Source organism: Dysgonomonas mossii (assembly GCF_004569505.1).
Lineage (GTDB): Bacteria > Bacteroidota > Bacteroidia > Bacteroidales > Dysgonomonadaceae > Dysgonomonas.
This window is the reverse complement of the sequence record NZ_SPPK01000002.1, coordinates 987,275-1,009,844: the sequence shown is the minus strand read 5'-3', so window position 1 is coordinate 1,009,844 and position 22,570 is coordinate 987,275. Positions and strand designations below refer to the sequence as shown.

Below are 22,570 nucleotides of genomic sequence, written 5' to 3'. Positions count from 1 at the left end.
TTATCAGGTAATATTAAGTTCAAGAGTCTCTCCTTCTTTTATACGCTTTAGGTGACAAAACAACAATTCTCCGTTTTCATCTCGTAAGTGCATACCGTTTCCTTCGCAATAACGAAAGTATTTGCAGTCTTTACATTCACCTTGCTTCATCCATCTACGATCTCGAAAGGGCTGATAGCGATTCGACCATATTTCCCAAAAGCTATCTTTATATATATTTCCCTGCGTAAAATTTGATCGTAAATTCGGACACGCCGAGATAGAACCATCAACAAGTACCGATGCAATGTTGATACCGGCATGACAAAAATAGAAATGATCTCGGATCTCAGTTTCATAATTGCCAACAAAACCTTCGCAACCATAACTGAGGTTTATAAGACCTTCCTTACGAGTATGTTTTATAAATTCAAATAATTGCTTAAACTGAATCGGGGATAATTGTAGCTCCTTATGATCGGCAGCTCTTCCGATAGGAAATACAGTGAAAATACGCCATGATTTAACGCCGGTATCGATGAGTAGCTTTTTCAAGTCATTAAGCTGAGAAAATGTATCTGCCGTAACACAAGTAACAACATCAAATACAATATCTTTAGTTTGCGCCAGCATCGAAATAGCATTAAATGCCATACGAAAGCTATTCTTATTTCCACGCATTATATTATGTCTCTCCTCAAGTCCATCGAGGCTTATTGTCACCGATCGCAAACCGGCATCAAGAAGGCTTTTCAATCTTTGTTCGGATAAAAACAACCCGTTTGACACCATCCCCCAGGGATATTCCCTTTTGTACAGCTCCTGTCCGCAAGCCTCAAGGTCGTTACGCATCAATGGTTCGCCACCTGTTATAACAATCATTGTATCATGAGGATTAACATGAGGGGTAACTTCATCTATCACTCGCAGAAAATCTTCCAAGGGCATATCCTTTTGCCTCATATCTTTGTGACAATCGCTGCCACAATGCTTGCATGCCAAATTGCATCGCAAGGTACATTCCCAAATGAGATAGTTTAATTTATGTAGAGATGTCTGATTCTTTTTATGCTGGCGAAACAGCTCTAAACCTAAACGCTTTCGGAAGGAAATGTCGTCTACACTCATTATTTTTCAGGATTAGATGAGTTAAGCTTTACAGTACCCAAATCCTTTGTCGTTTCACCGACATACCAACCACCACTACCATTGGTAAAGCTCGGATTATCAAACCTCACAGTATCTATCACTGTTTCCAATAAGCCGTTTTTCTCCCCATCGATATCTTCGTATTTTATAACAAACTTCTGACTGGATGGAAAGTCTTGAATCGATACATTAAATAATCCTTTCACATCGGTTTTTACACTATCTACATAGCGTACTTTACCTGTATCATAACCATTGTTAATTACGCCTAGTGCAACTTTAAGCCCCGAAACTTCTTTATCGCCACTTTCCACCTTCCCTTTCACTATAAATTTAGCAGATGGAGTCCCATACTCAACTTTAGGATCAACGGTTGAGCATGAATGAAAACCTAGAAAAATGAGAACAAATGATAAAACCCTTGAATACGCAGAAAGAAGCCCAATTTTCATAATATATCTGTTTTATAAGTATAGATTTAGTTGTCTATATATTATGATGCATATAAGACACAGAAAGTTGCATGAATAATTATTTCTTTGCAGATGGCTTAGCTTTTCCCCTAGCACTTACCTTCGGCTTTGCTACAGGCTTCGGACTCTCAAGTTTAGTTTCAGTTTCAACCTTTGGGTTAGTTGCTACACTCTTAGGCTTCTCTGTTGCCTTGGGTTTTGCCGTTGTAGCTTTTGTTTTAGGCTTTAACTGAGTTTCCAGCTTTTCAATTTTGTCTTCCAGCTCTTCTATTTCATTTGCCTGATTGTGAATGGTGGTAAGCAACGCATTAAGTTCCTCATTATCAATAGAACTAGGAAATTCGGCTTCTACCCTTTCCTTGAAGTCACTCAACACATTCATATAGGTATTAAATGCTTCGTATGGAGATGTATATGGGCTAAATGGCAACGCATTTTTTGTTCCCATATAATAAAAATGATCACTCGATTGCAAGTATATCCAGTCTTGTAATATCCGTCGCGATTGGCTTAGGCGAACACGTTCTGCTATTTCATATAGCTTATTGAATGCCTCTTCCTGTAAAGTATTACCCAACCATGCCGAAACATCTTTTTCTTCACCTACCCATGATATAGGATGCATAGACGAAATAGAATCAACAGGCTTCATCGTCTTAAATATTTCTGATGGGGTAGCAAATCCGATATTATTCTCAGCAGCAAAACGAGGCAATACTCTCATAAATTCGAATATACCTGAGCTTTTCTTTTGAAAATTACCTAATGCTTCATAATTCATAAACAGATTGATAACCTGCTCTTCTTTTGGTGTATTAGCCACCCAGGAAATGAACTTATCGGCAGTAAGCGGATACTCATTCCAGCTATAATTCGAAAAACGAGTTGCAATATCGTCACTGAATTTTGGATTACGTAACAATAATTTCAGCTTTGGTTCTTCTGCTGCCTGATAAAGATAATTAGGACTTTTCCATCCCAGTGTTCGCTTAGCACCCTCGGTCAATATTCCTGTATAGCCCATTTCATAGACTAAGTGTCCAATTTCGTCAGAGTATATCAACTCTGTATTGCGAAATACCTTTGGACGTTGTCCGAACAGGCTTTCTATCTTATTGCTATGTTCATTTACCTGCTTCTTAAACTCTTCAGGGTCTACCAAAGAAGCGAGAGAATGTCCTTGTGTTTCAGTCAAAAACTCAACACAACCTGTATCTGCCAACTCTTTGAATCCATCAATAACCTCAGGAGCATATATTTCCATCTGATCTAAAGCCACACCCGAAATAGAGAATGCAACCTTAAATTTACCTTCGTATTCTTTTATCATTTCAAGCATCAACCTGTTGGCAGGTATAAAAGAAACCTCAGCCACCTGTTGCATAAAGTCTTCATTGGCAAAGTCATCATAATAATAATGATCACCGCCAATGTTGAAAAATCTATAGCGCTTTAGCCTGTGAGGCTGATGTATTTGGAAATAGAAACATATATTTTTCATAATGTATTTTGTTTTTTATTATTGACATAGACTATTATAAATATCCCTAACCTTTTGTCCGGCATATTCCCATTTTATATTATCCACCTCTTCTTTGCCTTCTCTGCTCAGGAATTCAGACATGGCATCGTATGTACAAATAGAATATATAGCATCGGCCATACCCTCAACATCCCAATAGTCAACCTTCACCGCTTTATCTAAGATTTCGGCACAACCGGATTGTTTTGATATAATAGTAGGAATACTGCACTGCATCGCTTCTAGTGGCGAAATTCCAAATGGCTCAGAAACCGAAGGCATTACATATACATCGCTCCGTTTGAGCATTTCATATACTTGTTTTCCTTTAAGGAATCCAGTAAAATGAAATTTATCTGATATTCCTCTTTCGGCTGCAAGATAGATCATACGTTCCATCATATCACCGCTACCAGCCATCACAAAACGTATGTGTCTAGCCTTTTCAAGTACACGAGCGGCAGCCTCCACAAAATATTCAGGACCTTTTTGCATCGTGATACGCCCCAAGAAAGTTACAACTTTGTCTTTACCTTTTTGAGGCTCTATAGCGACAATCTCGGCACTTAATGGTTCTACAGCATTGTGTACAGTAGTCACTTTTGCCGGGTCTTGATGATATTTTTCAATTACTGTTCGCCGGGTCAGCTCGCTCACACAGATAATATGGTCTGCGTAATCCATACCGTTTTTTTCCATTTGATAAACCTGCGGATTTACCTTGCCTCGGCTACGGTCAAAGTCTGTTGCATGCACATGTATAACTAAAGGTTTCCCCAAAACATTTTTGGCATGTATTCCTGCGGGATAAGTCAACCAATCATGTGAGTGTATTATATCATAACTATGAGTACGTGCAATCACTCCGGCCACAATAGAATAATTATTTATCTCCTCGAGCAAATTGTCGGGATAACGTCCCGAGAACTCGATACAACCCAAATCATTTGTATGCAGATAATTAAAATCGCCATAAATATGATCGCGTAGATTATAATATTCCTGAGGGTCCATATATTTCGACAGACGCTCACTCACATAGTCCCAGTATACCTCACGCCAGGCTACAGGGGTATTGCATGCTCCTATTATTTTCAGAAAACTCTGGTCTTCATCGCCCCAGGGTTTAGGTATAACAAATGTAATCTCCATATCAGGCTGCAAAGACATACCTTTTGTCAATCCATAACTGGCTGTCCCAAGCCCGCCTAATATGTGGGGAGGAAACTCCCATCCAAACATTAATGCTTTCATATATTTTAGTTCGAAACTATTCTGTTAATTTAACAATCTAAATCATATTGCATAAAGAGGTATTCTTTATCATTCAATATTCATCTCCAAACATTTTCTGAACATTGAGAGCAGTTATTATTCCGGCAACATTTATGGCATAAGAAATCTGCCCATGTCCGAAATAAGGGATACTGCCATCATACACAGAAGATAAAGAACCTATGCCATCGTTAGACATTTCATCCTCAACACCAATCAAAAGACGGTCGAGAAAAGACAATCCACTCTGCTGGAATATTTTAAGGTAAGCTTCCTGATATGCCCGCAGCAGCCACGGCCATGCCGCACCATTAAAAGCACTGTAGAGGCGATCATATATTGAGCCTTCACATCTCGGACGAAAGCCAATGCTCTTCGGACTAAGGGAGCGAATGCCTTTAGGTGTAAGTAATTCTTTAGTTACTATATCAATTATACTTTTACTTTGTCGCTTACCCAGCAGTGGGTAATCGACAGCTATAGCCAATAACATATTAGGTCTGACACTCCAATCTACGAAATTACCTACAACATAATCATATAGATAGCCACCATCGTTAAGAAAGACTTCCAAAAATGATGTTTTGGTTATCTCAGCCAATAGAGCCATCTTTCTTTCCAGCTTCGGATTATCTTGATTGCGTGCTATTTCTTCATTAAACTTGAGTGCATTATACCAAAACGCATTAACCTCAACCAAACATCCTGTACGAGGAGCCAAATAAAGTCCGTCCGAAATCTTATTATGCATCCAACTCGGATAACCAACTTTATTGTCTACAGTAAGTAACCCATTCGTTAATGGCTTCAAGTTCGGGTGATTGCCTTCTTGTATAAAGCTTACGATCTGGCTAACCAAACTTGCATATTTTAAATAAAAACGCTCAGAGTCATACACCTGAAACTTTTTAAGGGCGCGTATCACCCATAAGAGTACATCTGCATCACCTATATCCTTCATAAATCCGGCTATTGGCTTCCCCTCCATAAATTGCTGAATTGTAGGAATAGCAGTATCAACGATCTCTTCAAAAGCATCTTTCTTGCCAACGCCTAGCGTAAGCCCTTCCAAAGCCATAAATTGCTCTCGGGCCTTAACCTCACCCCAAGGATAACCATTCAGTAAATATAGTTCATCTTTAGTGGGACGATAATAAAACTGATGTGCTGAATTTTTCAAACAGTTATAGAAAGAAGAACGAGGGGTACGTTCTTTTATACCTTTTTCAAACGAGAAAACCAGCTTACTCGTATCTACGTGAATATCACTTGCTGAGAATATTACCGACTCACCTTTCTGTATCGGTAATTCAAAATATCCGGGTACATACAAATCTTCTTTGTATGGTAATCCGTGATTCATATCCTGCATATACTCTACACCTTTATACCAGTTGGGCTCAAAGACGAAATTTACAGGCTTATTAAACTGCATAAACAAATCTGGATAGCCGGTATACATACACATACTGATGCCATTTTCCACTTCCTTATATCCAAGCTCTGCTATCGGATTCTCTTCCGTTAGCTCATTCACATCTCTAAATGCTAAGAATGGCTTGAAGCGCATCGTTGTAGGCGAATGAGCATCTATCAGTGTATATCTGATAAAAATAGAATTATCCTCTAAAGAAAACATCTTCTCTTTAGATAAAATCCCCCCCCCTACTCTATATATCGTTCGCGGCAACGAGTCGCAATCAAATTCTCGTATATATTTATGCCCCATCGGGCTATAATTATTTCCATCATATTTATGTATCCCCAGATTGAAATCCGCACCATGCTGTATTACAGTTTCATCTAAGGATGATAGCAATACATGATTTGTATCACCCAAACGGGGTACAGGAAGAACGAGTAGTCCGTGTTGCTTTCGTGTGTTACACTCTACTAATGTTGTACAGTGATATGCTCCCCTCCGGTTTGTTCTCAAAATCTCACGATAAAGCGAGTATTCGAGGTTAACCATCCGCGATTTATCAAATTTGAGGTAAGCATTGGTCTTTTTATAATTGTAATCCATAATGTTACTGATAGATTTTCGGTATTTAATATGTCAACAAACAAGCGATATAAATTCAAACTCGTTTATACAACAAGCTTTTTTGTTCTTAAAGATATGAAAAATGTAAACAAAAAGCGAAGCTTTAGGATATTTTATTAACATTCCCTTATATACACTAATATTCAAATGAATAGACGTCTCTCTATTTAGAATAATTATATATAATAAACTCTTCCTTCTAAAACACACAAATAATTATCAATAAATACTTTATACGCAAATATTAACAAAGAGTACTTTAACTTATCTCAATAAAGTATATCTATTGATAAGTATTTTATATATTTGTACTCCGAAAAAAGGTAAAGTAAAAATTTTGAAATAAAAACAAGTATATGCTTTCATTTATTACCTGGGATGTAAACCCTGATGCTTTTGCTATATTGGGACGAGAAATACGATGGTATGGAATACTTTGGGCTACCGGAGTACTGCTAACAACTATTGTTGTGCAAAAAATGTACAAAGCGGAGAAGCTGCCTGAGAAATGGTTCGATTCGTTATTCATCTATGTTCTCACGGGCCTCATTATCGGAGCACGATTGGGGCATTGTTTGTTTTACGACCCGGTATATTACCTAAGCAACCCGTTAAAGATGCTGATGGTATGGGAAGGTGGCTTATCGAGCCACGGAGGAGCAATAGGCATGACTGTAGGTATATGGCTGTTTTCGGTCAGAGTTACCAAAAAAAGTATGATATGGGCTCTCGATCGCTTAATAGTAGGTGTTGCCATTGGTGCAACATGTATCCGACTTGGTAATTTAATGAATTCTGAAATATACGGAGGAACAACAACTCTTCCTTGGGGTTTCAATTTTGTACGCGATCCGCACTGGCATTTTCCAATAGCTGAAGGTGGCTCAAACGAACTGCCATGTCATCCGACACAAATATATGAAGCTCTCATTTACTTCGCTATATTCTGTGTAGGACTATATCTATTCTATAGAACAAATGCAAAAAACAAACAAGGCCTGATATTAGGGGTCTCACTTATAGGGATTTTCCTTTCCAGATTTTTTATCGAATATATAAAAAATGTACAGGAGCCATTTGAGGTTAATATGATAGCTACTTTCGGTATTAATATGGGACAATTGCTAAGTATCCCATTCGTACTATGGGGTATCTGGCTGGTGTGGAATGCAACAAGAAAAAAAGAAAAAAAGAAACAATAGAAAGCAAAACAATAAAGAAGTAGAAGTAATTTCGTATGTTAAAACCAATTCCAATAGAAGATGACCTTTACTATATCGGAGTAAATGACCGCACTAAGAATCTTTTCGAAAACTTATGGCCACTCCCTAAAGGCGTATCTTATAATTCATACCTTCTTGTAGATGAGAAGACAGCGCTTTTTGATACAGTAGACGTATGTTATTCTGATATCTTTTTCCATAAGTTGGAAATAGCCTTAAATGGAAAGTCTCTTGACTATGTAATCATCAATCACATGGAACCCGATCATTCAGGTTCTCTGGGATTGCTTAGAAACAGATTCCCGAACGTACAGATCGTAGGTAACAAACGTACGGCTGAGATGGTACAAGGATTTTATGGAATCTCAGATGGAGTAAAAATTATAGAAGACGGTGAGGAACTGTCTTTAGGTAGCAAGCATAAGCTTATTTTCAATCTGACGCCAATGGTACATTGGCCTGAAACAATGATGACATATGATACTTATCATAAAATCATATTCTCGGGCGATGCTTTTGGTACATTCGGAACTCTTGATGGTGGTATTACCGATGCGCAATTACATCCTGAACGTTACTACGATGAGATGGTGCGTTATTATTCTAACGTTGTAGGCAAGTTTGGCTCTCCGGTACAAAAAGCACTTGAAAAGCTTAATACTCTCGAAATAAAATATATCTGTTCTACACATGGGCCGATATGGACTCTTGACGAACAGATAAAAAAAGTAATAAGCATATACGACAAGCTAAGCCGTTATGAAGGCGATGAAGGCGTTGTGATTGCTTATGGCAGTATGTATGGCAACACTGAGCAAATGGCTGAAACAGTAGCTTACGAACTGGCTCAACAAGGGATAAAAGAGGTTATATTACATAATGTATCGAAGCGTTCACATTCATACATTATACGTGATATATTCAAATACAAAGGTTTGATCATCGGATCTCCGACATACAATAACAAACTCTTTCCTGAGGTAGAATATCTAATCTCGAAAATTGAGGGTCGTGATATGAAGCATCGTTATTTTGGGTATTTCGGATCATTTACCTGGGCGGGAGCAGCAGTTAAGCGTTTGGCTCAATTTGCAAGCGACAGTAAATTTGAAGTCATAGGCTCGCCGGTAGAAATGAAGCAAGCTATGAACCTAAATACTTATGAAGACTGTGTTTCTCTGGGAAAGGCTATGGCCGACAGACTTAAACAAGACAGATAAGCTATTCGCACATTAAGTAGATATTATATAAAACAAAAGCCGTCCTTTAAAGAACGGCTTTTGTTTTATTATAGAATAAGTCTAAATTCTTAGAACACAAGGTTTACACCAATTTCTGTTTGGCTAAGATCGAAATCGAATCCGAAATTATCACCTTTGATTCCAGCATATTTTGCATGTTGATAACCTAAGAATCCGAATTTACCTGTTAAAGTAATTTTATCTGTAACATTAACTGCTACACCCGGACGGAAACCAACTTCCCAAGCATTCAATTTATACTTTTCAGCGGCAGTCTGACCTGTAGATAGCATATAATCAGTTTTTCCATAAGTATATGCAGCACCACCATCAACAAAGAGGCTACCCATAGTTCCTTTAAGGAATGACATACGTAGGAAAGGATTTACAGTAAATGCATCTTTGAAAATAATATCGGAATTAACAGAACCGTTTAATGCTGGCTTATTGTGTGCATAACCCAATCTGATACCTACTCCCATATTATTAGTAAATGCATAACCTACTTCAGGAAGAATACGGTATGATGATACTCTGTCGCCACCGTCAATTTTAGTGCTGTTGAAACCAACGCTACCTCCAACCCATATCTGACCAACATCTTGTGCTGAAACTGTTGCTGTTAGACCTAACATAATTGCAAGTGTAAAAAATAACTTTTTCATAACTTTTAATTTTTGTTTTTAATTTACCTTTATTTAATTAACTCAATCTTTTAAGATATTCTCTTATTGATGAAGACAAAGGTCTAACAAAATAGAGAACGACAAAAGGTCTATTTTGGCTTAAAGATGTTCTAAAATTCTTTTTAGGCATAACTTTGAAAAATTGTTGAGAACAAAAACAGCCTAAAGTTCTTATTATATGTTCAAAAGTTCTTTTCGACTTTTTCTATATTTCAATGAAAATAGACTATGTTTGCATTCATCTTAATCGACTTTTTACACAAAAAGAATTCAAAATATGAAATTGGCAAAAATCCAACTAGAGGATATTTCAGAACATATAGATCCTTTTGCAATCAAAAATTTTATTATATCCGATAAAGCAGTATTATTTCCTCCTCTGTCCTCCAATTTTCCGTTTATACTCGATGGCGTAGCTTTTGCCATTTGTATTAAAGGGAATGCTCGTATAAAAATAAATTTCAAAGAATATGATATAGAGAAAAACATGATTATTACAATCATGCCTCAGTTTGTCACAGAATTTATCACACGTAGTGAAGATCTGATGCTTGAATTTTTAATTTTCTCTATAGACTTTCTAACAGAAATGCCCAATATATCGAACTTCGATATATCGAGAAGTATTATGCAAAACTCTTGTATAAAAATATCAGAAACGGAAGCTAACAAATATCTGGAGTTCCACTCTTTTATTGTTAAACAATACAAGCGCAGAGATCATCCATTCAGGAATGAAATGGCTAAAAGTCTCTTATATGCAATGCTAACCGAAATAGGTAATATATACTACAATCGGATCAAAGATGTAAGTACATACGAGTGTGATAACATGAATACATCTTCGCATCAGGATGAATTAATCTCACGCTTTTTTAATTTATTATTGCAATATCACAAAAAGGAACGATCGTTACAGTTCTATGCAAGTGAAATGTGTCTCACACCAAAATACTTATCAACTATTGTAAAAAGCAGAACAGGCAGAACAGCCTTTATGTGGATTAATGAAGCTTTGATTGCATCAGCAAAACATCTGCTAAAAACAACAACGAACACAATTTTACAGATATCAGACGAGTTAAATTTCCCCAATCCTTCTTTCTTCGGGCGATTTTTCAAGAAACATACAGGACTAACTCCCGTACAATACAGAGAGACTTAATGCATTAGGGGGAAGAGAAAAATAAAACATAAAAACGGGAAAGAGTTTCGCGATAAAATCGAAATATCATGATATAAACTTCCTTAGTAAGGGGTTCTTTTTCATATCATCATATTTGCGAACTACTACCCCCAGCCTCTCGAATAGTTGCCGGATAAGCGGATCAATATCCATAACATACACCTCTTTGATTCGCTTAGTCAACAACCAAAGAGCCAAATAATTGACGTCCTTTTTTACTAGAATATCTTTTTCGATCTCCACGACTGTATTACTGTCGGTATGCAAAACGATTATAGGTATTGTATCTATATCGGAATCGTCAATCTTATCGTTTTTAAGAAATAATGCTATTTTCATAAGATTAACTTTTAGGTAAAGTTGATAAATATATATGATCGTCAAAAGTCCTATAAAGCGCTATAAGTGTCCTAAATATCCTAAATTACTATTATTTGAACAAAGTATGTCTTCCTTATGTTTAAAATAAAGAGTATACTACACATTAATATTAAATAAAAACAGAAACATTATGAAGAAACTATTAATCGGAGCAGCAGCCGGTATAGGTCTTGCGCTCGTTATTTATAAGTTGGCAGAAAGTGGTAAATTAGATTGTGTATGTGATGACTTAAATAAATTATCAGGTCAGGCTAAGAAAAAAATAAAAGATGGTATCGATGTTGGAAAAAACCAACTGGAATATCTAAAGGAACGTGCAGCCTACAAGTCTGAGCAATTAAGTGAATTGGCTGATGAAGTGGAAAAGAAAGTTTTGGACAAATTAAATAAAGCCAAGAGCTAACTCCAGAATTACTGATTTATAAAAAACAAAAAGGAATGCTAAAGTTAGCATTCCTTTTTTATATAAATATGTCTCTTTTTACATTACTACCCTCGAGTATGGAGCAGCATCCATAGAGCAAAAATCTTTGTCTAAATACTTAAAATAACCTGTAATAGCTATCATTGCCGCATTATCTGTTGTATATCCAAAAGGAGGGATATGTATTTTCCAGTCATAACGTTTTGCATGATCTTCGAAAGCTGCACGAAGCCCCGAGTTTGCAGATACTCCTCCGGCTACGGCAACCTCATTTATATTGTAATCTTTGGCTACTCGTCTGAGTTGTTCCATCAGTACATCGATGATAGTCTTTTGTAATGACGCACAAAGGTCTTCTTTGTTCTTATCAATAAAGTCAGGGTCTTTTTTCAGTTCATCCCTCAAGAGGTATAGGAAAGAAGTTTTCAATCCGCTAAAGCTGTAATTATAACCCGGTATATGCGGTTTGTTCAATTTAAACTTGGTAGGATCACCTTCTTTTGCCAATCGGTCAACAACAGGTCCTCCGGGATAACCCAGTCCCATCACTTTCGCACATTTGTCAAAAGCTTCGCCGGCGGCATCGTCGATTGTTTGTCCTACTATCTCCATTTCTTTGTATGACTTCACAAGAATTATTTGTGAATTTCCACCCGAAACTAAAAGACACAAGAACGGATACTGTGGTTGGTTGTCATCGTCTTTATTCTCTTTGATAAAGTGAGCCAAAACATGTCCGTGCAGGTGGTTAACATCAACCATCGGGATATTTAGTGCCGACGATAGCCCTTTAGCAAAAGATGTACCCACAAGCAACGAACCCATAAGTCCCGGACCTCGGGTAAATGCAATTGCGGACAGATCTTCTTTGTTGACTCCGGCCTTTTTTAAAGCCTGATCTACCACCGGTATAATGTTTTGCTGGTGTGCTCGTGAAGCCAATTCGGGAACAACACCCCCGTAACTTTCATGAACCTTCTGGCTGGATATTACATTTGACAAAAGCACCCCGTCTTGTATAACGGCTGCTGCAGTATCGTCACAGGAAGATTCTATTCCTAATATAGTTATCATTCGTTGGATTTATTTTTTTTTCTATAAGAGACTATGCTTATTACTTGCTCCAAAATATATAATATATTGTTACATTCTTAGTTATAACATTATACATATATGTTTGTTTATAAAGCGGAACAAAATTAAAAAATATAAATTATCTTCGCAAAGAAGAAATCTTAAAAGGGAATAAATGAAAAATATAATTTACTTATTAGGTTTTATTATAATATCTTTCATCGGCTGTTCGGGTACGGTGAAGAGCGACAACAGGCATTCAGCACAAGAGAGAGTAAGCATTATACGTTTCGATAAAGATATATACAACTATATACAACACCCTGATGCCGCAACAGAAAAATCTCTGACCGAAAAATATCCCTTGTTGCTTCCTGCTTTTGGGCAAATCGCCATGAAGACTAGCGATCAAGCGACGTTTTTTCCTCAACTTAGAGATTACTTTGCGAATGAAGATCTACTCAAAATATATCAGGATGTATCTACTAAATATGCAGACGTATCTGTATACGAAGATAAGTTGACTGCGGTAAACGCTTTGGTAGAAGAAAATTTTCCCGGTAAAAAGCTACCTCGGTTAGCGATGCATGTCTCAGGTTTCAGAGCAAATGTAATTATCGTAAACAATCTTATATCGCTGTCGATTGACAAGTATTTGGGTAGTGACTATCCGGCTTATCAAAGTTTCTTTCAACCATACGAACGCCTTCAAATGCAACCGGAGGATATTGTAAAGGATTATATCAAAGCTTGGCTGATAAGTGATATTATAAAACCTGCCGATCACGAAACCCTTCTGTCTGCGATGATAGATGAAGGTAAAATTTTGTATGCACTATCCATTCTGCTTCCAAGCGAGGATACCGATAATCTGATAGGATATACATCCCAACAATCAGCTTGGTGCAAGAATAACGAAAAAGATATTTGGCAAAAAATAGTAAAAGAAAACTATCTTTATTCTACCGATCACATGCTTATCACCCGTCTCACCAATGATGCTGCTTCTACAACAGTAGTATCACCTCAATCTCCGGGGCGTGTAGGTGCATGGATAGGCTGGCAGATCGTAAATCAGTATGCCAATAAGAAGGGATTCTTACTGGAAGATATATTATCTATGGATGCGCAAACAATTTTGAAAGGTGCAAAATATAACCCGTAAAAAAAAGTTATTAACAGCTCCTTGTTCAAAACTTAAGTCTCCATTCAATATTATTTATTTTATCTTTGAATAAAATTTATGGAAAGGGGAGTTCAGATAAATGGCAGAGTCAAATTTTAGGAATCAGGGAAAACGCAAACCAAAGGAAACAACTTTAGTTCCGGATATAGGAAAAATACAACCACAGGCCAGAGAGTTGGAAGAGGCCATACTCGGAGCCCTAATGCTAGAGAAAGATGCTTATTCGGTTGTTAGTGATATTCTTAAACCAGAAAGTTTTTACGATTCCATTCATCAGATTATATACAGAGCAATAGTAGATCTGGCTGTACGTCAGGCTCCGATCGATATGCTTACTGTTGTCGAACAATTACGCAAAGACGGAGAATTGGAGACAGTGGGAGGCCCTGTATATATAGCACAGTTGACTGAGAAAGTGGCATCTGCTGCCCATATCGAATTTCATGCCCGTATTATAGCTCAAAAATATCTTGCACGCGAACTTATCTCTTTTTCATCAAATGTAACAAGCAAAGCATTTGATGAAACCGTAGATGTTGACGATCTCATGCAGGAAGCTGAGAGCAAACTATTCGAGATATCGCAGGGCAATGTGAAGAAGGATGTGACGCAGATCAACCCGGTCATCAAAGAAGCCTTACATTTACTTGAAATAGCGGCAAACCGTCCTGAAGGGTTAAGCGGTCTGGAAACAGGATTTACTCCGCTAGACAAGATAACTTCGGGTTGGCAAAACTCCGACTTGGTTATTATAGCAGCTCGTCCGGCGATGGGTAAAACCGCATTCGTGTTGTCAATGGCCAAAAATATGGCTGTGTCTTATAAATATCCGGTAGCATTATTCTCTCTCGAGATGTCGAACGTACAGCTCGTAAATCGTCTGATCGTAAATACATGCGAAATACCGGGTGAAAAGATAAAGAATGGGCAGTTGCTACCTTACGAGTGGGAACAGCTCGATTTCAAAATAAAAGAACTTTACGACGCACCGTTATTTATAGATGATACCCCGAGTTTGTCAGTTTTCGAACTGAGGACAAAGGCACGCCGTCTGGTCCGTGAGCATGGCGTTAGGATTATCATAATTGACTACCTCCAGCTAATGAATGCCAGCGGTATGAATTATGGTAGCCGTGAACAGGAGGTGAGTATGATATCCCGTTCATTGAAAGGATTAGCAAAAGAATTGAACATCCCAATTATTGCCCTTTCGCAGCTTAATCGTGGGGTTGAGGGGCGTACAGGGGCAGAGGGTAAGCGTCCGCAATTGTCTGACCTCCGCGAATCGGGAGCTATTGAGCAGGATGCCGATATGGTATGTTTTATCCACCGTCCTGAATATTATAAAATATTAGAAGATGATAAAGGTAACTCTTTGATAGGGCTTGCCGAAATTATTATAGCAAAGCATCGTAATGGTGCTACAGGCGATGTGTTGCTACGCTTCAAGAGTGAGTTTGCCCGTTTTCAGAATATTGATGACGATTATAATTTTGGAGCAGGTCAGCAGTTCTCATCTAAGATCAACAATCACCCTGTGGCAGATCAGCCACCACATCCTATGCAAGGTGGAGGGAATGACTTTGTTCCTTTCTAATACGAGCAAAATACATATTCACATTACATATTAGGTATATAAGAAAAATCCTTTCATATTCACTATGAAAGGATTTTTTTGTCGATAATCTCATTGAAGACCTAAAGATATATTCTTTAAGTTTCTACAAAAAAATAGAGGCTGATTACATTGTTTAATCAGCCTCTATATCGAAAAGACAATTTATTTAGTTTTATTTCGCTTCAATTGCAGTATCCTTATTCTTTTCTTCTTTCTTGAAGATAGCCCATGCTATTGGAGTAGCAACAAATACGGAAGAATATGTACCGATAATAATACCGATGAAGATCGCAAATGTGAAGCTTCTGATAGTATCACCACCTAATAAGAAGATACAGAATACAACCAACATAGAACTCAATGATGTATTCATCGTACGTCCTAATGTTGAGTTCAATGCCTCATTAATAGTTTCGGTTATATTGCGTTTTGGATACATGTTTCTGATTTCGCGGATACGGTCGAAGATTACAACCTTGTCATTGATAGAGTAACCTACTACCGTCAATACCGCAGCAATAAACGACTGGTCGATTTCCATCGAGAATGGCATTATCTTATATAGTAAAGAGTATAAGAAAATAACCAATACAGCATCGTGTGCTACTGCGAAGAATGTACCTGCCGAGAACGCTATGTTGCGGAAACGGATAAGGATATAGACAGCCATACATATTACGGCAATTACAACTGCGATTGTGGCAGCGGTCTTCAAGTCGTCGGCAACACTTGGCCCTACACGTTGAGAACTTTGTATATAGCTGTCGATTGTTGTATTTGGTGCCAGATATTCTTTCAATGCGCTGGTCATTTTAGCTCTGATCTCTGTTTCTACAGCATCTGTAGCTTCTTCTACTTTGTAGTTTGTTGTAACACGCACCTGACTTGTTGTAGAAGATTGGCTTGCCGATCCACTGGTTAGTACAAGAACTGTAGAACCTTGGAATTCGGGAACTAATAGTTTTTCTATATCATCAGCATTTACATTCTTGTCGAAACGAATCAAATAGTTTCGTCCACCTGTAAAGTCAATACCTCCGTTCAATCCATTGATAAATAATGAAGCCAATCCTGACACCAAAATGATGGCAGAGAAGATAACAACTTTTTTGGTCATTCCTAAGAAATTGATATTTGTATTCAAGAACAGTTTCTTAGAAAGAGATGTAGAGAATGTAAGATTTCTGAATTTACCTTTTTCGAACATATATTCATAGAATATACGTGTAAGGAATACAGAAGTAAGGAACGAAGCAATGATACCAATTATCAACGTTGTAGCAAATCCTTGTATCGGACCTGTTCCGAAGTATGCTAGAATGATAGCCGTAATTACCTGAGATGCGTGACCGTCGAAGATAGCAGAAAATGCATGTCTGTAACCGTCTACTACGGCAACTTTCACGTTTTTACCCGCTCTTAATTCTTCCCTTGTACGCTCATAAATCAATACGTTAGCATCCACAGCAAGCGCAAGTGCCAATACAAGCCCTGTTATACCCGGTAGTGTCATCACCGCTCCAAAAGCCGCTAGAATACCTATGGTGAAGAACAAGTTGACAATTAGCGCCGAGTTTGCGATTAATCCCGGTATCAATCCGTAAATAACGCAGATATAGATCATTAATAATACCAAGGCTAATAAGAATGAGAATATACCGGCAGTAATAGCTTCCTGTCCGAGTGATGGTCCAACAATATCTTCTTGTACGATATGTACACCTGCTTTCATCTTACCAGACTTAAGAACGTTCTCTAAGTCTTTTGCATCATCTACAGTAAAACGACCTGTGATCTGAGAACGACCACCTTCAATTTTGTTTTGAACGTTTGGTGCTGAATATACAGACCCGTCAAGAACGATAGCGATGCTTCTTCCTTGTTCAGCTCCTGTGATAGTAGCCCAACGTTGCGCTCCTGTAGTATTCATCTGCATATCTACTTCCCATGCAGAACCGTGTTGAGACTGGTCAGCTTTAGCCGAGATTACAACATCTCCATCAAGAGCCGGACCTTTTTTGATACCATCACCACGAAGTGAATATAGTGCAAATTGTGTTTCTTTTAGATCTTCAGCTTTGAAGCCCCAAGCAAATGTTAAGTCGCCAGGGTATAAATCTTGATATCTGTGTAAAATTCTATTTACGGCAGCTGTATCTGTTTTATTTACAAAACCTACGATAGCTCCACCTGCAAAGGTTGTAAAGTATGAACGAAGTGGTTTTGTAAATCCAAGATTATCGGTGCTTTCTACTTTTACAGAGTCTGTGGTTGCAGCAGCTAGAGAATCTGTAGCTACAGGTGCAGTAGTACCATTTGCAGCTAACACTTCTTTCGAACGCTGATCCATCAACTCAATATAGTTTTGGATTTCCTGTAGGTTGTATGTTTTCCAGAACTCAAGATTTGCGCTACCTTGCAATAGTTTCTTCACACGTTCAGGTTCTTTAACTCCCGGCAATTCGATTAGTATACGTTCTGCACGGTCTAGTTTCTGAATGTTAGGAGCAACTACCCCAAAACGGTCGATACGTGTACGCAACACATTGAATGAGTTGTCAGCAACGCTTTGCAATTCTGTTCTTAAAACAGCTACTACTTTATTATCATCATCGGTAGGAGATACCTGATCTCTCAGTTTTGTACTGAATATCGATGCTAATTTGTTATTACCGTTACTAGCTTTGAATTTATCAACAAAAATAGAGATATAGTCTCGGTTACTTCCTTTTCTGTTTTCGTCCGAAGCCTGCCCTAAAGCTGTTTGAAACGCCTCATTGTCGGGATCTCCAAGTGAACGAAGTACTGCGGCAGCATCAACTTCCACAATAACACTCATACCACCTTTAAGGTCTAGTCCGAGGCCAATTTCTTTCTCACGGCATTCTTTCAGGGTATAGCCGATGCTATCTCCAATGCCCAGGATACCTTTAGGCCAAACTTTCTCTGTAGACATTGAGTCTATGTAGAAAGTATATTGCTTATTATACAACTCATCATAGAGTAGTTGATCGCCTTTTGCATGCTCCGTAGCGTATGCAGCTGCGTATTCTTCCGCTTTCTTATCGTAACTTCTTGTTACAAACGTAAAAGACAAGTAAAACAAACAAACTAATGTTAGGAGTATTGCAAAAGTAATTACAAAGCCTTTGTTTTGCATTTTGGATTTTACTTTTTGTTATTTAATTATATTATTTCTATTTTCTTCAAAATTAATAAAATACACATATATCCCGGACACCTCTTTTAAATAAAATGAGGCCTAATGGAGATATATGCACACTTTTAGGCGTGCAAATATAATCTTTTATTCTTTACAAATCATAATAAATATAAAGAAATTAGAGATTAAGCAAATATGCAAATCGGTAGATAATAGTTTTATACTCTATGCCGATAAACATGTTCTTGCATCGATGTATTATTAATTTTCTTCCTGTTTTCTTATTTCCGCTCGTTTGATCTTTCCACTAATTGTTTTAGGTAGTTCTTCAACAAACTCGATGATGCGAGGGTATTTGTACGGAGCTGTAACCTTTTTTACGTGGTCTTGTATCTCACGCTTCAGGTGATCATTGGCCTTGTTTTTATAGTCCATAGCTAATACAATAGTGGCTTTTACTACCTGTCCGCGTATTTCGTCTGGTACTCCGGTGATAGCACACTCTACAACAGCCGGATGTGTCATCAAAGCGCTTTCTACTTCAAAAGGTCCGATACGGTATCCCGAACTTTTGATAACATCGTCTATACGTCCTACAAACCAATAATAGCCATCTTCGTCGCGCCAAGCCATGTCTCCGGTATGGTATACATTATCATGGTATACCTGTTTTGTTAGAGCTTCGTCACGATAATAACCCATAAATAGACCTAGCGGTTTCCACTTGTCGGTCTTAATAACAACTTCACCTACTTCGCCATCTTCTACCGAGCGACCGTCTGCTGCTATCAAGTCCATATCATACGCCGGATTGGGTACACCCATTGCTCCGGGTTTTGGTTCCATCCATGGGAAAGTAACAATAGTCGGCGTGGTTTCAGTTTGCCCGAAAGCCTCCATCATCTTTATTCCTGTACCTTTATAGAATGCCTCGAAAACAGATGGATTGAGAGCTTCTCCTGCTGTAGTGGCATACTCCAACGAAGATAAGTCGTAGTGAGACAGGTCTTCGCGAATCATAAAGCGAAATACTGTCGGAGGTGCACAAAAAGAAGTGATTTTATGTTTCTCTATAAGGTGTAATACTAATTGAGGTGTAAATTTTTCATGATCAAATACCATTACAGCCGCACCGGCTATCCACTGTCCGTAGAGTTTTCCCCACACGGCTTTTGCCCATCCCGTGTCGGCAACTGTAAGATGCAGGCTGTTTTCGTGCAGGTTGTGCCAATATTTAGCTGTTACAATATGCCCTAAAGGGTAAGCAAAATTGTGAATTACCATTTTCGGTTCTCCTGTTGTACCTGAAGTAAAATACAGCAGAGAAATATCATCATTGGTATTTACATGATCGGGACGTACAAAAGGTTTCGCTTCTTTTATTCCTTTATGGAAATCGTTCCATCCCGAAGGTATATTTTCCCCGCATGCAATAAGGCACTTCACTGTTGGCGACTCTGCCATTGCTTCATTTATGTGACTTATCACTGTTTCGTCATTTACACTCAGGATTGCTTTTATACTTGCCGCGTTATTGCGATAAACGATGTCTTTTTTTGTTAATAGATGAGTCGCCGGAATCGCAACAGCACCTATTTTATGCAGAGCTATAACAGCAAACCAGAATTCGTAGCGTCGTTTCATGATAAGCATTACCATATCTCCATGTCCTATGCCTAAAGACTGAAAATAAGCAGCTGTACGGTCGCTCTGTTCTTTGATGTCTGCAAATGTGAAATCGATGTGTTCTCCCTGGTCATTTCCCCAACAAATAGCTCTTTTGCTAGGGTTTATTCGTGCCCATTCATCAACTACATCATATCCAAAATTAAAATTATCAGGAATCTCAACGTGATAATGCTTTGCAAAATCTTCAGTTGAAGTAAAATGAATTTGTTTTACAAATTTTTCCAACATTATATAATGGTGATTAATCTTTTAGTAAATGAAAATACCAGCTTACAGCACAACAGCAATAAACTTCACTCGTTTTCCGTCCAGAGCTTTCATCCCATGCGGCAGGCTTGAATCGAAGTAGATGCTATCACCTTCTTCCAATATCAAATCTTTCCCATTTATTTGTAAAAGCATCCGTCCTTCAAGGATAAGGTTAAACTCTTGCCCGGTATGTGTGCTATGATGTATCCTTACACTATCTTGCTTGGGTTCTACTGTAACTTCAAACACATCGGCTTTTCGATTGTTAAATCCACCGGCTAGCGTCTGATAACTGTAATCTGAAACACGCTTCACAGCTAAACCTTTTCCCTTGCGCGTCAAAAAATAGCTGCTCATGCGAGGTTCGTCAGCAAACATCAGTACAGAAACATCTATATTATGTTTCGATGCAATGTTTTTCAGTGTACTGATAGTCAAATCTTTTCTCCCTTCTTCATATTCGAGGTATACCACAGGATCGATACCACATGATGAAGCGAACTCTTCGGTCGTCATATCCAAAGCCTCACGGAGACCTTTCAGACGCTGACCTATCTGCTTAATATCTTCATTCATACCTAAAATGTATTAAATTGATTCCTCTTTTTCGGGCTTATCCTTTCTTTCTTTTTGTGTTTCGGATATTAGTATTTGCATTGCTTTAGGGATGCCGGCTTTAAATTCAAGCAATTCCCCTGTTCTTGGATGTTTCAAAATTAGTCCCCCGGCATGAAGGGCAATTCTTTTGATCGGATTATTTGAAGCACCATATTTCTTATCGCCAACAATCGGGTGTCCGATCTCTTGCATGTGTACTCTTACTTGATTCTTGCGTCGTGTTTCGAGGTCAAAATCCAATAATGAATAGCCGCCTTTGGATTTTTGTGTCTTGTAATGAGTAACAGATTTCAGTCCTCCGTTATCGATAAGGGATGACATCATTACAAAATTCTTGTTCTCGGTAAGCCACGATGTTACAGTTCCATTTTTAGGATTCGGGCGTCCTTCTACAATTGCCATGTATGAATACTTAGGTACAAGGTTGTCCCAGTTTTTCTGAAAAATATCCTGTAGCTCCGTGTCTTTCGCAAAGATCATTAGTCCCGAAACTTCTCTGTCGAGGCGATGCAGAACATAAACACGTGCTTTTTTATCTTTTTTCTTTACGTATTCATTCAGAGAGTTATATACAGTGCGTGACTTTTCCTTATCTGTAGCTACAGATAGAAATCCTGCTTCTTTTTCGATAACGAGTAAGTCGTCGTCTTCAAATACAATCTTTAATCCCTTCAATCTTTTTTCTTTTCGAGACTGATCGTATTTCATAACAGAGACCTTATCTTTTGCCTTCAATTCGAAATCGAATTGGGTGATAAGCTTTCCGTTTACTTTGATTTGTTTATGTGCAAGAAGCGATTTAACTGCGTTGCGGCTTTTACGCACTTCTTTCTGGACAAGGAAATCTAGCAATTGAGCCGGTTGATCAACTTTTATTTCCTGCAATACTTTATCTCTGGTTGTATTCCTCATTTCATTTATATATGAATATGAAACAAAGGTAAGCGTTTTTCTTTTAAGATAAACACAACATTAGATGTCGATTTACAAATATTAATTTAAATCATGGCTGCTTAAGGTTGGAGAACTTTAATGCATAGAGGCATAAAACACAGGATAATATCTTTCGCATGAAGCATGCTGGTGGAATTAACATTTATATTTTGTCTTTCAATATAATTTATCCTTACCTTTGCAGCACTTTGTTTCGTTTGTTAACGAATTGAAAGGGAATCAGGTGAAAATCCTGAACAGACCCGCTGCTGTAAGCTCTGTAAAGCTTGTGCAACATAGCCACTGTTATTCAAAATGGGAAGGCTGTACAAGTTGGAGTAAGTCAGAAGACCTGCAAAGTAATAGTTCGGACAGCTTTCGAGGAATAGAGCTTAAGAAACAGTGTCAAGATTATATAGTCTTTTCTTTGTTCTTATCGAAAGCATTTTATTGA

General features: G+C 37.9%; 18 protein-coding genes and 1 riboswitch. Of the genes, 6 read left to right on the top strand and 12 right to left on the bottom strand.

The features are described 5' to 3' along the window. Window positions 1–3 precede the first annotated feature (3 nt). The 5 genes from E4T88_RS09590 to E4T88_RS09570 all read right to left on the bottom strand — a co-directional run bounded on the left by E4T88_RS09590 (window position 4) and on the right by E4T88_RS09570 (window position 6,424). Complete coding sequence (locus tag E4T88_RS09590) at window positions 4–1,107, bottom strand: TIGR04133 family radical SAM/SPASM protein (RefSeq protein WP_135105215.1); 1,104 nt, start codon at window positions 1,105–1,107, stop codon at window positions 4–6. Further along, on the bottom strand, window positions 1,107–1,580 hold the full coding sequence (locus E4T88_RS09585) for a radical SAM-associated putative lipoprotein (RefSeq protein WP_135105214.1): 474 nt from the start codon (window positions 1,578–1,580) through the stop codon (window positions 1,107–1,109). The genes E4T88_RS09590 and E4T88_RS09585 overlap by 1 nt, the downstream gene beginning before the upstream one ends. 79 nt (window positions 1,581–1,659) lie before the next feature. Continuing rightward, a complete protein-coding gene (locus E4T88_RS09580; RefSeq protein WP_135105213.1) occupies window positions 1,660–3,102 on the bottom strand; it encodes a glycoside hydrolase family 57 protein in 1,443 nt (480 codons plus the stop codon). Between the two features lie 18 nt (window positions 3,103–3,120). Continuing rightward, window positions 3,121–4,377: a glycosyltransferase gene (locus E4T88_RS09575; RefSeq protein ID WP_135105212.1), complete on the bottom strand. Its 1,257-nt coding sequence runs from the start codon at window positions 4,375–4,377 to the stop codon at window positions 3,121–3,123. Between the two features lie 73 nt (window positions 4,378–4,450). Further along, window positions 4,451–6,424, bottom strand: coding sequence for a glycogen debranching enzyme N-terminal domain-containing protein (locus E4T88_RS09570; RefSeq protein WP_135105211.1), 1,974 nt, complete (start codon window positions 6,422–6,424; stop codon window positions 4,451–4,453). A gap of 377 nt (window positions 6,425–6,801) precedes the next feature. On the opposite strand from E4T88_RS09570, the gene lgt reads away from it, so the two are divergent. Both lgt and E4T88_RS09560 read left to right on the top strand, forming a co-directional pair. Beyond that, the gene (lgt, locus tag E4T88_RS09565; protein ID WP_135105210.1) at window positions 6,802–7,647 is read left to right on the top strand and encodes a prolipoprotein diacylglyceryl transferase; all 846 of its coding nucleotides are present in this window, start codon (window positions 6,802–6,804) and stop codon (window positions 7,645–7,647) included. A 35-nt stretch (window positions 7,648–7,682) separates the two neighbouring features. Next, window positions 7,683–8,888 carry an FprA family A-type flavoprotein gene (locus tag E4T88_RS09560; RefSeq protein ID WP_135105209.1) on the top strand — a complete coding sequence of 402 codons (1,206 nt, stop codon included), beginning with the start codon at window positions 7,683–7,685 and terminating at the stop codon, window positions 8,886–8,888. An 89-nt stretch (window positions 8,889–8,977) separates the two neighbouring features. On the opposite strand, the gene E4T88_RS09555 is transcribed toward E4T88_RS09560, so the two are convergent. After that, the gene (locus tag E4T88_RS09555) at window positions 8,978–9,574 is read right to left on the bottom strand and encodes an outer membrane beta-barrel protein (RefSeq protein ID WP_135105208.1); all 597 of its coding nucleotides are present in this window, start codon (window positions 9,572–9,574) and stop codon (window positions 8,978–8,980) included. Window positions 9,575–9,872: 298 nt separating this feature from the next. Between E4T88_RS09555 and E4T88_RS09550 the strand changes: the two genes are divergently transcribed. Beyond that, window positions 9,873–10,760 (top strand): helix-turn-helix domain-containing protein, encoded by an 888-nt coding sequence (locus E4T88_RS09550; RefSeq protein ID WP_135105207.1) that lies wholly within the window; start codon window positions 9,873–9,875, stop codon window positions 10,758–10,760. Between the two features lie 66 nt (window positions 10,761–10,826). Here E4T88_RS09550 and E4T88_RS09545 read toward each other — a convergent pair whose 3' ends face one another. Further along, window positions 10,827–11,120, bottom strand: coding sequence for a hypothetical protein (locus E4T88_RS09545; RefSeq protein WP_135105206.1), 294 nt, complete (start codon window positions 11,118–11,120; stop codon window positions 10,827–10,829). A 172-nt stretch (window positions 11,121–11,292) separates the two neighbouring features. Between E4T88_RS09545 and E4T88_RS09540 the strand changes: the two genes are divergently transcribed. Beyond that, on the top strand, window positions 11,293–11,565 hold the full coding sequence (locus E4T88_RS09540) for a hypothetical protein (RefSeq protein WP_006842849.1): 273 nt from the start codon (window positions 11,293–11,295) through the stop codon (window positions 11,563–11,565). A gap of 78 nt (window positions 11,566–11,643) precedes the next feature. Here the strand turns inward: E4T88_RS09540 and tsaD are convergent, their stop codons facing one another. Next, window positions 11,644–12,660 (bottom strand): tRNA (adenosine(37)-N6)-threonylcarbamoyltransferase complex transferase subunit TsaD, encoded by a 1,017-nt coding sequence (tsaD, locus tag E4T88_RS09535; protein ID WP_135105205.1) that lies wholly within the window; start codon window positions 12,658–12,660, stop codon window positions 11,644–11,646. A gap of 175 nt (window positions 12,661–12,835) precedes the next feature. Between tsaD and gldB the strand changes: the two genes are divergently transcribed. Then, complete coding sequence (gene gldB / locus E4T88_RS09530) at window positions 12,836–13,825, top strand: gliding motility lipoprotein GldB (protein ID WP_135105204.1); 990 nt, start codon at window positions 12,836–12,838, stop codon at window positions 13,823–13,825. A 100-nt stretch (window positions 13,826–13,925) separates the two neighbouring features. Beyond that, window positions 13,926–15,443 carry a replicative DNA helicase gene (gene dnaB / locus E4T88_RS09525; protein WP_135105203.1) on the top strand — a complete coding sequence of 506 codons (1,518 nt, stop codon included), beginning with the start codon at window positions 13,926–13,928 and terminating at the stop codon, window positions 15,441–15,443. Between the two features lie 193 nt (window positions 15,444–15,636). Here dnaB and secDF read toward each other — a convergent pair whose 3' ends face one another. The 4 genes from secDF to E4T88_RS09505 all read right to left on the bottom strand — a co-directional run bounded on the left by secDF (window position 15,637) and on the right by E4T88_RS09505 (window position 22,095). Further along, complete coding sequence (secDF, locus tag E4T88_RS09520; RefSeq protein ID WP_135105202.1) at window positions 15,637–18,624, bottom strand: protein translocase subunit SecDF; 2,988 nt, start codon at window positions 18,622–18,624, stop codon at window positions 15,637–15,639. A gap of 264 nt (window positions 18,625–18,888) precedes the next feature. Continuing rightward, window positions 18,889–20,544 (bottom strand): AMP-binding protein, encoded by a 1,656-nt coding sequence (locus E4T88_RS09515; RefSeq protein ID WP_135105201.1) that lies wholly within the window; start codon window positions 20,542–20,544, stop codon window positions 18,889–18,891. Window positions 20,545–20,586: 42 nt separating this feature from the next. Then, window positions 20,587–21,141, bottom strand: coding sequence for a helix-turn-helix domain-containing protein (locus E4T88_RS09510; protein ID WP_006842856.1), 555 nt, complete (start codon window positions 21,139–21,141; stop codon window positions 20,587–20,589). A 12-nt stretch (window positions 21,142–21,153) separates the two neighbouring features. Beyond that, window positions 21,154–22,095, bottom strand: a complete 942-nt coding sequence (locus E4T88_RS09505) for an RluA family pseudouridine synthase (RefSeq protein ID WP_135105200.1) — start codon at window positions 22,093–22,095, stop codon at window positions 21,154–21,156. Between the two features lie 213 nt (window positions 22,096–22,308). Next, window positions 22,309–22,490: riboswitch (cobalamin riboswitch) on the top strand. Window positions 22,491–22,570 lie beyond the last annotated feature (80 nt).

Coding starts and splice junctions, on each gene's coding strand:
- E4T88_RS09590 (WP_135105215.1), bottom strand. CDS start 1,107: ATGAGTGTAGACGACATTTCCTTCCGAAAGCGTTTAGGTTTAGAGCTG.
- E4T88_RS09585 (WP_135105214.1), bottom strand. CDS start 1,580: ATGAAAATTGGGCTTCTTTCTGCGTATTCAAGGGTTTTATCATTTGTT.
- E4T88_RS09580 (WP_135105213.1), bottom strand. CDS start 3,102: ATGAAAAATATATGTTTCTATTTCCAAATACATCAGCCTCACAGGCTA.
- E4T88_RS09575 (WP_135105212.1), bottom strand. CDS start 4,377: ATGAAAGCATTAATGTTTGGATGGGAGTTTCCTCCCCACATATTAGGC.
- E4T88_RS09570 (WP_135105211.1), bottom strand. CDS start 6,424: ATGGATTACAATTATAAAAAGACCAATGCTTACCTCAAATTTGATAAA.
- lgt (WP_135105210.1), top strand. CDS start 6,802: ATGCTTTCATTTATTACCTGGGATGTAAACCCTGATGCTTTTGCTATA.
- E4T88_RS09560 (WP_135105209.1), top strand. CDS start 7,683: ATGTTAAAACCAATTCCAATAGAAGATGACCTTTACTATATCGGAGTA.
- E4T88_RS09555 (WP_135105208.1), bottom strand. CDS start 9,574: ATGAAAAAGTTATTTTTTACACTTGCAATTATGTTAGGTCTAACAGCA.
- E4T88_RS09550 (WP_135105207.1), top strand. CDS start 9,873: ATGAAATTGGCAAAAATCCAACTAGAGGATATTTCAGAACATATAGAT.
- E4T88_RS09545 (WP_135105206.1), bottom strand. CDS start 11,120: ATGAAAATAGCATTATTTCTTAAAAACGATAAGATTGACGATTCCGAT.
- E4T88_RS09540 (WP_006842849.1), top strand. CDS start 11,293: ATGAAGAAACTATTAATCGGAGCAGCAGCCGGTATAGGTCTTGCGCTC.
- tsaD (WP_135105205.1), bottom strand. CDS start 12,660: ATGATAACTATATTAGGAATAGAATCTTCCTGTGACGATACTGCAGCA.
- gldB (WP_135105204.1), top strand. CDS start 12,836: ATGAAAAATATAATTTACTTATTAGGTTTTATTATAATATCTTTCATC.
- dnaB (WP_135105203.1), top strand. CDS start 13,926: ATGGCAGAGTCAAATTTTAGGAATCAGGGAAAACGCAAACCAAAGGAA.
- secDF (WP_135105202.1), bottom strand. CDS start 18,624: ATGCAAAACAAAGGCTTTGTAATTACTTTTGCAATACTCCTAACATTA.
- E4T88_RS09515 (WP_135105201.1), bottom strand. CDS start 20,544: ATGTTGGAAAAATTTGTAAAACAAATTCATTTTACTTCAACTGAAGAT.
- E4T88_RS09510 (WP_006842856.1), bottom strand. CDS start 21,141: ATGAATGAAGATATTAAGCAGATAGGTCAGCGTCTGAAAGGTCTCCGT.
- E4T88_RS09505 (WP_135105200.1), bottom strand. CDS start 22,095: ATGAGGAATACAACCAGAGATAAAGTATTGCAGGAAATAAAAGTTGAT.